At 35.8% G+C, this 12,846-nt stretch carries 5 protein-coding genes; 4 read left to right on the top strand and 1 reads right to left on the bottom strand.

Annotation, left to right across the window (positions count from 1 at the left end; genetic code table 11):
• Positions 1–3 precede the first annotated feature (3 nt).
• Positions 4–7,728, bottom strand: a complete 7,725-nt coding sequence (locus ACR9EA_RS10975; protein WP_435132807.1) for an HYR-like domain-containing protein — start codon at positions 7,726–7,728, stop codon at positions 4–6.
• Positions 7,729–8,469: 741 nt separating this feature from the next.
• On the opposite strand from ACR9EA_RS10975, the gene ACR9EA_RS10970 reads away from it, so the two are divergent.
• The 4 genes from ACR9EA_RS10970 to ACR9EA_RS10955 all read left to right on the top strand — a co-directional run bounded on the left by ACR9EA_RS10970 (position 8,470) and on the right by ACR9EA_RS10955 (position 12,759).
• Complete coding sequence (locus ACR9EA_RS10970; RefSeq protein ID WP_435132804.1) at positions 8,470–8,958, top strand: SixA phosphatase family protein; 489 nt, start codon at positions 8,470–8,472, stop codon at positions 8,956–8,958.
• Between the two features lie 196 nt (positions 8,959–9,154).
• Positions 9,155–11,218: a polyphosphate kinase 1 gene (gene ppk1, locus ACR9EA_RS10965; RefSeq protein ID WP_435132801.1), complete on the top strand. Its 2,064-nt coding sequence runs from the start codon at positions 9,155–9,157 to the stop codon at positions 11,216–11,218.
• Between the two features lies 1 nt (position 11,219).
• Positions 11,220–12,128, top strand: a complete 909-nt coding sequence (locus ACR9EA_RS10960) for a Ppx/GppA phosphatase family protein (RefSeq protein ID WP_435132799.1) — start codon at positions 11,220–11,222, stop codon at positions 12,126–12,128.
• A gap of 100 nt (positions 12,129–12,228) precedes the next feature.
• Positions 12,229–12,759 (top strand): porin family protein, encoded by a 531-nt coding sequence (locus ACR9EA_RS10955; RefSeq protein ID WP_435132796.1) that lies wholly within the window; start codon positions 12,229–12,231, stop codon positions 12,757–12,759.
• Positions 12,760–12,846 lie beyond the last annotated feature (87 nt).

Here is a 12,846-nt window from a genome sequence, read left to right as displayed (position 1 = left end):
GTTTTATTTGGTTCCTAAGTAAATTGGACCTCTTTTTGGTGACAATCCGCTATTATTAAATGTTACAATGTAATAGTATGTTCCTGTTGGTAAGTGGTCTGAACTACCAAACGCTTGTTTGTCGTTTTGTCCATTCCAGTTGTTTTGGTAATTCTCTGATTTGAATACCAGGGCTCCCCAACGGTTATATATTTCTACTTTAATGTTTCCATATCCACAAGACTCTATACCTGTAACTGTAAAGTACTCGTTGTACTGGTCGCCATTTGGAGTAACAGTTTCTGAAATTTGAGGATCACATGGAGGTACTACACAATCGTCGTTAATTTCAATAGATACTGTTGTTTGGTTTTGACAACCTTGAGCCTCGGTAAATGTAAACACATACAGACCAAGATCTACATTAAGCGGATCGAAAGTGCTACCATTTAAAGTAGTGTCTCCAGAGTCTACTACCCAAGTACCATCTGTATTAGGGTCTTCTAAGTAGTTATCTAAATTGATGTTTCCACCTTCTGTACATTTTGTATCTGAAACTTGAACAGGTAATTGTTGTACGTTTACATTTATAGTTTGTGTATAAACATTAGTGTTACCACAAGAGTCTGAAACCGTCCAATCTCTTATTACTTGATAGTTTTCGTAATCTGCACCAGTAGAGGTGTTGATTTCGTTATAAACTACATTTACATCGGCATCACAGTTATCTGAGAATGTTAATTCAGGTCTTTCAGGAATATCAGAACAGTTAACAGTTATTTCGGTATCTAAATTACCATCTAATTGCGGTGCTGTTTCGTCTGTTACAGTAATAATTTGAGAAACTTCTGATGTGTTACCACAGCTATCTGTAAATGTCCAAGTTCTAGTTATAATAGCACTACAAGAATCAATAGTATTTTCTGTATCGACACCCGTTGCAGTTATTTCTGCACCACAATTATCGGTAGCTGTTAAATCTATCATATCAGGAATACTATCTGTACATTCTACAGTAACGTCTGCTGGAGCAGCAGGAGCTGTTGGAGCAACATCATCTATGACCATGATTACTTGGTTTACTTCTGATGTATTACCTGCATTATCTGTAAATATCCATGTTCTTGTAATGGTTACGTTACAAGCATCGGTATCGTCTATAGTTTCGGTGCCTTGCGCTGTAATAGTTCCAGAACAATTGTCTGTTGCTGTTAAATCTGTAAGAGCAGAAACCTCGTCTATACAAGCTACTGTTAGGTCTTCTGGAGCATTATCTACTACAGGAGCTTCGGTATCTTGTACAGTGATGGTTTGAGATACTTCTGTTGTGTTACCACAATTATCTGTAAATGTCCAAGTTCTAGTTATAACAGTAACATCAGTATTTGAGTTATCTGTTGTTTCTGAACCTTGAGCGGTGATAGTACCTGCACAATTATCGGTAGCAGTTAAATCAGCCAGAGCTGGAACATCATCAATACATGCTAGAGTTAAGTCCTCTGGTGTTGTATTAGGTACAGGTGCTGTGTCATCGTTTACTGTGATGGTTTGAGAAACAGAAGTTGTGTTTCCTGAACCGTCTACAAATTCCCAGTTACGGGTGATAACTACGTGACAGTCGCTAATATTTTCGATAGTTTCGGTTCCTTGAGCCGTGATAGTACCAGAACAGTTATCTGTAGCAGTTAAATCAGTAAGCGCAGGAACATCATCTAAACATTCTAAAGTAAGGTCTTCTGGAGCATTATCTACCACAGGAGCTTCGGTGTCTTGTACAGTGATGGTTTGAGTAGCAACAGAAGTGTTACCACAATCGTCTACAAATGTCCAGCTTCTAGTAATAATTACGTTAGTAGGATCTGTATCGTTTACAGTATCTTCACCAGTAACAGTAATATCGCCCGCACAAACATCGGTAGCTGTTAAATCTACCATTGCAGGTACATCTTCAGAACAAGCCACAGTAACATCAGCAGGTATATTTGTTGGTAATTCTGGTGCTACATCGTCGTTAATTGTAATGGTAGCTTGTGTATCTGTAGTGTTACCACAATTGTCTGTAGCAGTAAAAGTAACTGTTATAGCATTGTCTGCACCACAAGCACCTACTAAAGTGTCTGCATTAAAATCGTTAGACCAAGTAAGTGTATCGGAACATACATCTGTTGCAGTTGCACCACCATTGGTATTTAACCAGTCTTGTAATTCTGAACCAGAGGTAGCATCACATTCAAAAGTGATATCTTGTGCTGCAGTTATAATTTCTGGTCCTGTTTCGTCTACAATAGTATAAGTAGCAGAAGTTGTAGAAGCATTTCCACAAGCATCGGTAGCTGTAAAGATTACTTCTATAGGTTCTCCACAATTTACAATTGAAGGATCGTAGTTGTTGGTCCAAGTAACATCAGAACAGTTGTCTTCGGCCAAAGCACCTCCAAAAATAACTACCCAAGCCTCAATAGTTGCAGGGTTTCTTTCTTCGCCAGTACAATAGTATACTATGTCTTCGGCAGGAGAGGTAATAACCGGAGCGGTGTCGTCTGTTACTGTTATGGTTTGTGTTGTCGTGCTTGTGTTACCACAAGTATCTGTAAACGTCCAAGTACGAGTAATTAATACGTTACAGGCATCAGAATTATCGATAGTTTCTACTCCAGAAGCTGTAATAGTACCAGAACAGTTGTCTGTAGCTGTTAAATCTTCCATAGTAGGCAAATCGTCTGAACATTCTACAGTAACATCTGCAGGAGCATTATCTACAACTGGAGCAGTTGTGTCTTGAACTGTAATAATTTGTGAAGTTTCAGAAGAGTTTCCACAAGCATCAGTAAATGTCCAAGTACGAGTAACAATAACGTTACAAGGATCTGCATCGTTAACAGCGTCTACACCAGTAACTGTAATGTCTTCTCCACAATTATCTGTTGCAGTTAAGTCAATCATAGCAGGAATATCATCACTACATTCTACTGTAACATCAGCAGGAGCTGTAGGCGGAGTAGGTGCAGTAGTATCTATAACAGTAACTGTAGCCATAGAAGTACTGGTATTACCACAATTATCGGTAGCAGTAAAGGTTACTGTAATAGCATTGTCTGCGCCACAAGAACCATTAATTGCATCTGCAGTGAAATCGTTAGACCATGTTAATGAATCTGAACACACATCCGATGCTATAGCACCACCATTAGTATTTAACCAATCGATTAAGTTTGCATCGTCTCCAGCATTATTACAATCTACAGTAATGTCTTGTGCTTCAGTAATAATTTCTGGCCCTGTTTCGTCTATGATAGTATAAGAAGCCGTGGTTGATACTGAATTACCACATTCGTCTGTTGCTGTAAAGGTTACGTCTATAGGTTGACCACAAGCTACAATTGAAGGGTCGTAATCGTTTGTCCAAGTAACACTAGAACAATTATCTTCTATGATAGAACCTCCGTAAATAGTTACCCAAGCTTCAATGGTAGCTGGATTTCTTTCTTCGCCTGTACAGTAATATACAATATCTTCGGCAGGTGAAATTACAACTGGTGGCACATCATCGTCTACAGTTATAGTTTGCGTTGTTGTGCTAGAGTTACCACATACGTCTGTAAATGTCCATGTACGAATAACAGTTTGATTACAGCTATCGCCAGGAATAATATTATCTACACCAGTAGCTGTTACAATGCCGCCACAATTGTCAGGAGCAGTTAATTCTATTGGAGCAGGAAGACTATCTAAACAATCTATTGTTACATCTGCAGGGGCATCAGGAGCATCAGGAGCAGTTGTGTCTATAACATTAATGTTTTGTACTGTAGTTGAAGTATTACCACAAGCATCGGCAAAAGTCCACGTACGGGTTACAATAACATTACAAGGATCGGTATCGTTAGTAGTATCAACTGCCGAAACAGTAATAGAACCACCACAATTATCGGTTGCAGTTAAATCTGTAGCAGTCGGAATGTCATCAGTACATTCTACAGTAAGATCTGCAGGGGCATCAGGAGCAACAGGAGCAGTAGTATCTATAACATTTATAGTTTGGGTAGTTACAGCTGTATTCCCACAAGCATCTGCAAAGGTCCAAGTGCGAGTTACTACAATATTACAAGGGTTAGAGCTATCTATAGTGTCTACACCTATTACAGTAATATCATCAGAACAAGAATCTGTAGCTGTTAATTCTCCAGGAGCAGGCACATCGTCTAGACATTCTACAGTAAGATCTGCAGGGGCAGTTGGAAGTATTGGAGCAGTAGTGTCTACAATACTAACAGTTGCTGTAGTTGTGGTTTCATTTCCACAAGAATCTGCTGCTATAAATGTTACAGTTGCAGAACCAGTATTACCACAATCGTCTGATAAAACAGTGAAGTTATTAGACCAATCGATATCTTCTGAACAGGTATCTGTTGCAATAGCTCCACCGTTGGTAGTTAACCAGTTTTGTAAGCCAGCATCATCACCACATTCAAAAGTAGCATCGGTTGCTTGAGTAACCATATCTGGCCCTGTAATATCTCTAATTTCATAATTTGCAGTGAATGAAGAAGCGTTACCACAAGCATCTGTAGCTGTAAAGGTAACAGGAAGTAAAGAAGCACAATCTGTTACATTATCTTCATCATAATCATTAGTCCAAGTAACCACGTTACAGTTATCTGTAGCAGTCATGTTTGCATGAATGTTTAACCATTCTTCTAACAAACTGTTTTTCTCTAAGCCATCACATTCTAAAATTAAATCTATAGGAGTGCCGCTTAAAACAGGAGCCGTAGTATCTATGATAGTGATAATTTGTGATACATCGCTGGCGTTACCACAAGCATCTGTAAATGTCCAAGTACGAGTAACAGTTACGTTACAAGGATCTGTATTATTAGTAGTTTCTGAAACTACACCAGTTATCGTGCCAGATGCTGGACAATTGTCTGTTGTAGTTAAGGTAGCTGCAACAGGTAAAGGATCTGAACACTCTATGGTTACATCTGCAGGAACATTTGTTGGTACTGCTGGTGCTGTATTGTCTTCTATTGTAATAGTTTGTGTAGCAGTAGCTGTGTTGTTACAGTCGTTAACAGCTGTAAATGTTCTTGTAACGACTACTGGACAAGTTCCAGTTACGACATCGGCGTAAGTAATATTTACAAAACCAGTTGCTGTTCCGCCACCGTTTAAAGCATTCTCTAATTGGTCTATAGTAATAGAAACCGGTGTAGTACTTGAAGGTAAATCTGTAATGCTAGTTACATCACAGCCTTCTAAAGTATAACTTGCAGGTGCTGTAATAGTTGGTAGCGAGTTAATGTCTGTATTAATAGTAAAGTTAGATACAGTATCGCAACCTGTAGTTTGGTCGGTAACAGTAACTGTATAATCTCCAGTTGGTAATCCAGTAATATCTTCTGTAGTATCACCAGTACTCCATACATAAGTATAGTTTCCAGAGCCACCACTAACAGTAATATCTATACTACCGTCGTTACCAGGAGTACAAGAGGCATCGGTAATATTAGATGTAATGTTTAATACATCGTGAACAATTACTGTAATAGGTACTCTATTTGGACTAATACAGTCTGCAGAAGGTCCTTCGGCTACATAATAAGTGAAAGTACCAGCAACATCTGTATTTGGTGTAATAGTGGTTTGCCCAGCTGTAGCTGGATTATTGTCTACATAATATAATAGTATAAATGAAGGATCGCTAGGCGTTGCCGTTAATGGAGCGGCTGTTTCATTTAAACAATATTCTGGGTTTGTAGGGTCTACTGTCGGTACAGAGTCTATAACATTAACATCAATGTTAAATTCTATAGCACAGTCTACACCTTCTTGTGGTACTGCATAATACGTTGTTTCGCCTTCGGTAGCAGGGAAAGGATTACTCGCGTTATATTCGATAGAACCTGCTGTTAAAGGGAATTCGTTGTAGAACTTAGTGCCAATTGGGAAGTCACCACTAACTTCTGAAGTTGGTATTGTTGAATCTGTATAATTACAGAAATAGTATGTTCTAGAAGTTACAGCTCCACAATTAGCATCTATATAAGATTGTGCATCAATAGTAGTTTCTAAAGGCGCTGGAATAGGTGTGTTAATACAATCGGGAGAAGTGGTGTCGAAACCAGTAATTAAGGTCTTATCAAAATATTCTCCAGAAGTAATTCCTGAACCTGTAAGTGTACCATTTAAAGAAATTAAATCGGCACAATCTACGGCAAGTATAGAACAATCTGTAGTAGCCGAAACTGTAAATGTTAAATCGGCTAATAACTTATCAGTTCTGGTAGGTAACGGTAAATTACCTAAATCCCATTTAATACTATTGCTAGCAGCATCGTAATAAGGAGCTGTATTTGCAGTATAAGGAGGGTATCCGTTATAAGATAAACTTTGATATGTAGTGTTGTAAGGAATAGGTATAGATAACATGGTGTTTTCTGTAGCCTCATCTCCAAAGTTTTTTACTTCAACTTTGTACGTCATATTTTGTCCCGGTTGTATTGTAGTAGTTGGACCAGGAGTTGCACCGTTAATATCGGTTATAGCAACTTCAGCTTCTACTTCTGGAGCAGGAGCTAAAAACGACATAGTTAAATTGTAAATTATATAAGAGTCTTGTAAAGCACTATATCTGTATAAAACAGATGGCTGTTGGTTGTCTATTAAAACATTTCCTGTATTTGGTAAATAAAAGGTAGCCAAATCCATACCTGTGTTATTTAAAAGCATAGGATTTCTTGGGTTGCCTTCTGTAGCAATAGAGGAATTAAAGAAGTTACTTTGGTCTCCTGCAGTATGTCCTGCATGAGCTAATCTTTGAAATTGACTATCCGGGAACGGTATAGGGTTGTTGGTTACATCGGGAGCAAGACCTTTATAAGCTTCAAAATAATCAAACTTAATACTAAAATCTCCTTCACCAGCCATAATACCTAATTTTGGTGTTATGTTGCCGTTTGGAGAAGTGTTTATGTTGCTAATATCTAAGCTTATATATCCGTAAGAAGGGAATCCAGATTGGTAAGCATAACCATCAAAAGAACTGATGTTACGTCTTTTCATTTCTGAATTTTCGTAAATGACAACCATACTCCAACCACCAAAATAACCTGTTCTACCACCAAGTCCTTCTAGTAAAGCTATATCCGATACAACATAAGCACCAGTTCCGGCTTGCTGTACTATAGTTGTTACATCTGCATAAGCAGAAAACATGTCTGCAAACTCACCAACAGGATAATTAATATGGTCTGGTTGCGCTGTTATTTCTGTAGAAACACCATTAGGCCCTGTAATAGTGGCCTTACGTTTATTATATGTTTTTGTTATTCCGTTTTTGGTAACTGTAAATTCTTCGGCAGCTCCTGGTCTACCTGTCCAATATAAACCTGCATAGACAATATTGGAGCAATCTGCTGGCGAACCATCGTCTAGGAATAATTGTAGTGTTGCTTCCGATGAATTTAAAGTCGATGGATTGTTATCCACATCCACATACTTCATTTCATTCGAATCAGTAACCGTATCATCGTAATCAGCTAACTCTAAGTTAGTGTTACCAATAATAACAAAGTTACCTTTAACATTATATACAGATTTACCCGTTACATCTGATGCTCTTGGGGTAAATGGTACTGCAACCTGGCTATATCCATAAAAACTAACAAGCATTAGCAATAATGCCAACACTTTTAATTTCCTTGTTTTTTTATACGCCTTCATTGGGGTAGGGTAAAGTTTTTTCATTTCAAAAATCGATTAAGTTATCCTAATACTGCTTATAATGGATTAACAACTTTATACATAGTTATTCGTGGGTCTATAAATAAGGAAGCCATAAGTGTATTTGTAAAATACCCTTTGGCAGATCTGCTGTGTGAAAATTGCTTAAATATATTTGGAAAAAAGGTAAAGGTGAATTTAGCGCTGTATAACTTACTAACATCAATTGGTCTCAATTGATGTTTTAGTAAAGGCAGAGCATTTAGATGAGTTTTTGCAAAAAAAGATGCAACAAATAAATTAGCGTAATTTTCTATCATACATTTTTATTGATTAATTTTTAAATAAATCTTAAGAAGAATACGAGTTAAGCTAAAATTCAAATTAAAGAATCTTACACTGCCTGTGGTTAGTAAGCAATGCTATCTTGTAAACTAAAAAATATTGAGGGAAGTCGCTGGGAATCAGCGAGAAATATTTTATGATTTGAAATTAGACTTGGGATCATATTCTTGCAACTTATTTATACAAATCAACTTACATGTTGTGACTTTTGAAAAAATAAATGTTAAAGCACTCATAAATTCGACAAAGTGTGTGTTAAATACATTTAAACGTTTAAAAAGTGTTTTTTGTCGATATAAGTTAATCTGTGTTTTTATTTTGACTTTTTTTATCTAAATAGCCACTTTAATTTAAAATTTTAAATAATTGATATTTAGCAGGTTAATAAAATGTTTCTTTTTTGTAAATAAATAAAAAGCCATGAAAAAAATAATTTTAATGCGTCATGCAAAATCATCTTGGAAATACGATGTTGGTGACCAGTTTAGGCCGCTAAAAAAAGTAGGGGTTGCTAAAACCATAAAAGTGGCAGATCGGCTTCAAAAAATAATGCGATTTACACCAGTGAGCATGTATTCGAGTCCTGCAAAACGGGCTTTCGATACCGCTACAATTTTTGTTGAAAATTTTCATGCAGACCTGCCTCCGCTTGAAGTTGTAGATGATTTATATGATTTTGGAGGCGCGCAATTAATTCATTTTATAAAACACTTAGCGTCAGATGTAAATAGCATTATGATATTTGGTCATAATAACGCGTTTACCAATTTTGTTAACAGTTTTGGAAGCATTTCCATAGATAATGTTCCCACTAGTGGTCTGGTAATTATTGAGTTCGATATTTCAGATTGGAAATCACTTAAAAAAGGTAAGACGATTCTCACTTTGTTTCCGAGCGATTGTGAGTGATAATTGTAAGATTTACGAAAATAGGTTTTTGATAAAAAGTGAATTTTGAGTTTATATTGTTTTTGATGTTTAAGGCTAAGTAACTTACATGCATTAATAAAGGTTTAAACTTGCTTTTTAAAGTTCCCGACAAGTATTTAATATCGATTATCGACTAAAAAAATTATATTTGTATAGGTTCAATAAAAATGCTTTCATGACACAAAACGATAAGCTTAACAATAGCTATATTAACAGGGAAATTAGTTGGTTACAATTTAATGCCAGAGTACTTCAAGAAGCCGAAGATAAAAATGTTCCTTTAATAGAGCGCTTGCGTTTTTTAGGAATTTTTTCGAATAATTTAGATGAATTTTTTAAGGTGAGATACGCTACGGTTAAGCGTATAGACCAAGCAGGTAAAGCGGGTAAAAGCGAATTAGGCGGCGTAAAAGCAAGCGAACTTTTAGAAATTATTACCCAAATAGTAATTAGGCAACAATCGGAAAGTTTAGAAATATTACACAACATCCAAAATCAGCTTAAAAAGGATAATATTTTTATTATTAACGAAACCCAAATAAAACCGTCTCAGCATAAATTTATTAAACAGTATTTCCTCAGGAAAGTTAGTCCGGCTTTAGTTACTATCGTATTAAACGAGCAAGTAAAACTCCCTTTATTAAAGGATAGTGCAGCATATTTGGCTGTTAAAATGGTTATGAAAGATAACGCGAACCAATATGCGTTAATAGAGATTTCTAAGAACATGGATCGTTTTGTTGTCTTGCCACAGGAAGATGGAAACGATTATATAATTATGGTAGACGATTTATTGCGTTATTGTTTAGATGATATCTTCAACATTTTCGATTATAAGTCAGTAACAGCTCACATGATTAAGATAACCAGAGATGGTGAGCTTGATTTTGAGAGTGATTTAACCAAAAGTTTTATCGATAAAATTTCCGATAGTGTTAAACATCGTCAAATAGGCGAACCCGTTCGTTTCGTTTACGATAAAACTATTGATGAAGAAACACTTCAGTATTTATTGAAAAAAATGAATATAGAACCGTCGGATAGTATTATACCTGGAGGGCGATATCATAACCGGCGCGACTATATGGGCTTTCCTAGTTTAGGTAGAACAGATTTGTTGTACGATAAAATAGAACCACTTCCTGTTAAAGGCCTTAGTTTAGAAACAAGTATTTTTAAGGCAATAGCCAAGAAAGATTATTTGCTTTATGCACCATACCACACCTTTTCTTATGTGGTTAAGTTTTTAAGAGAAGCGGCTATCGACCCTCAAGTAAAAACCATAAAGATTACTATTTACAGATTAGCTCAGATTTCGCATATTGCCAGTTCGTTAATTAATGCAGCTAAAAACGGTAAGGGTGTAACGGTATCTATAGAATTACAAGCGCGTTTTGACGAGCAAGCCAATATAGAATATGCTGAACAAATGGAGTTGGAAGGTGTAAATTTAATTTTTGGAGTTCAGGGCTTGAAAGTGCATAGTAAAATGTGTGTAATAGAACGTGAAGAAGGCAAAAAGATAATGCGCTATGGTTTTGTGAGCACGGGTAATTTTAACGAATCGACTGCAAAAATATATACAGATTACACGTTATTCACCGCAAATCAAAAGATTTTAAAAGATATTAATAAAGTCTTCAGTTTTTTTGAAACAAATTATTTAATTTTCAGATATAAACATATTATAACCTCGCCGCATTATACAGAAAAAGCATTGTATAAATTAATACAAACCGAAATTGATAATGTGAAATTGGGAAAACCTGCCTATATACGGTTGAAAATGAATAGTATTTCTAGCTATAAAATGGTAGATAAGTTATACGAAGCGAGTCGGGCAGGAGTAAAAATACAAATGATTGTTCGAGGTATTTGCTGTTTGGTGCCGGGTATACCTGGTATGAGCGAAAATATTGAAGTAATAAGTATAGTCGATAAATTTTTAGAACATACAAGACTTTATATTTTTGGTAATGGTGGCGATCCTAAAGTGTATATTTCGTCTGCCGATTTTATGACAAGAAATATAGAAAATCGCGTAGAAGTCTCTTGTCCTATTTACGACGAAAATATAAAACAAGAATTAATAGATACTTTTAATATTTGTTGGAGCGATAATGTAAAAGCGCGAATTTTAAACGAAGCCCAAACTAACGAATATAAACGAAATAAAGAACCAAAAGTAAGATCGCAGTTTGCAACCTACGAGTATTACTTGAAAAAGCTGAAAAAGTAGTATGCTTAACATTAAAAAATATGCTGCTATAGATATTGGGTCTAACGCCGTAAGGTTGTTAATATCTAATATTATAGAGGAGCAAGGAAAACCAACAAAGTTTAAAAAAAGTTCCTTAGTGCGTGTGCCTATTCGTTTAGGTGCCGACGTATTTGTGAAGCAAAAAATATCTAAGCAAAACACCGAGCGCATGGTCGATACCATGTTGGCATTTAAATTATTGATGAAATCGCACAAGGTAGAAATGTATAAGGCCTGTGCTACATCTGCAATGCGTGAAGCGTCTAACGGCTCGCAAGTTGTGAAGCAAATCTTAGAAAAATCAGATATAAAAATTGATATTATTGGCGGCGAAGAAGAAGCGGCAATAATTGCAGCAACAGATCTTAACTCATATATCGATAATAACAAAACGTATCTGTATGTAGATGTGGGTGGAGGGAGTACCGAGTTTACCGTTATAGATCGTGGCGAAACTGTGGTTTCTAAATCTTTTAAAATCGGCACGGTAAGATTGTTAAACGACATTGTAAAGAAAGAGACTTGGAAAGAATTGGAAGAATGGATAAAGCTTCATACCAACGCATACGATAAGATTGCTTTAATCGGTTCTGGTGGAAACATCAATAAAATCTTTAAAGTGTCTGGAAAATCTTTAGGTAAACCTTTAACATTCTTTTATTTAACCTCGTATTATAACATGCTGCAAACGTATTCTTACGAAGAACGAATCTCCGAATTAGATTTAAATCAGGATAGAGCAGATGTAATTATACCCGCAACACGTATATATCTTTCGGCAATGAAATGGAGTGGAGCAAAAGATATTTATGTGCCTAAAATCGGGCTTAGCGACGGTATTATTAAAAGTATTTATTACGAAACCATTTCTAGTAAAAAACTAGATTGAAAATTTTAAGTTTGCCGTTTGTCTTATTTATACTACACTCATCTAATATTTATATTTAAGTGAATTTTTTAATTTTATTTTACATTTAAATTTTTGCATTATGAAAAAAACTACGCTATTAATAATAACCTTACTGGTAACGACTGCAAGTTTTGCACAATTCGATTTGTTTGGCGTTCGTGCTGGTATGAATATTTCAAATTTAGATTTCGAGTCTGAAGTGCCTAGCGGAAATACACATCGTAACGGTTTTATGATAGGGTTTTTAGCTCAATATGGTATTACCGAACATTTTTCTGTGAGTCCAGAAGTTCAATTTTCAGCCGAAGGCGCTAAAGATAAAGACTTAAGATTAGATTATATTAACGTGCCAGTATTGGCTAAATATAGCTTTAACGAACGTTTGGCAATTGGGGTTGGCCCGCAAATGGGGATTAAAGTACATGAGTATAAAGATGGTTTCCAGAATTTAATGTTTTCTGGCGTTGCTGGAATAGAATATTTGTTTATGGATGATTTTTTTATTGATGTAAGATACTCGTACGGGTTTACAAATGTTTACGACGACGACCAAATGTACGAAGCTAAAAATAGTAACATACAAATAGGTATTGGTATAAAAGTATTTTAAAAACATCTGTTTTGTAGGAAAAGAGCCAAGTTTCAATTTTCGGAATTTGGCTTTTTTTATGGAAGAAACTCTAGAGCGTCTTTAGGC

It is taken from the genome of Formosa sp. A9, assembly GCF_051200825.1.
Lineage (GTDB): Bacteria > Bacteroidota > Bacteroidia > Flavobacteriales > Flavobacteriaceae > Formosa.
Note: the sequence above shows the minus strand (reverse complement) of the source record. Positions and strands in the feature narration are given on the sequence as shown.

Excerpts from the sequence above, each read along its gene's own strand:
- ACR9EA_RS10975 (WP_435132807.1), bottom strand. The coding sequence starts at position 7,728 with ATGAAAAAACTTTACCCTACCCCAATGAAGGCGTATAAAAAAACAAGG.
- ACR9EA_RS10970 (WP_435132804.1), top strand. The coding sequence starts at position 8,470 with ATGAAAAAAATAATTTTAATGCGTCATGCAAAATCATCTTGGAAATAC.
- ppk1 (WP_435132801.1), top strand. The coding sequence starts at position 9,155 with ATGACACAAAACGATAAGCTTAACAATAGCTATATTAACAGGGAAATT.
- ACR9EA_RS10960 (WP_435132799.1), top strand. The coding sequence starts at position 11,220 with ATGCTTAACATTAAAAAATATGCTGCTATAGATATTGGGTCTAACGCC.
- ACR9EA_RS10955 (WP_435132796.1), top strand. The coding sequence starts at position 12,229 with ATGAAAAAAACTACGCTATTAATAATAACCTTACTGGTAACGACTGCA.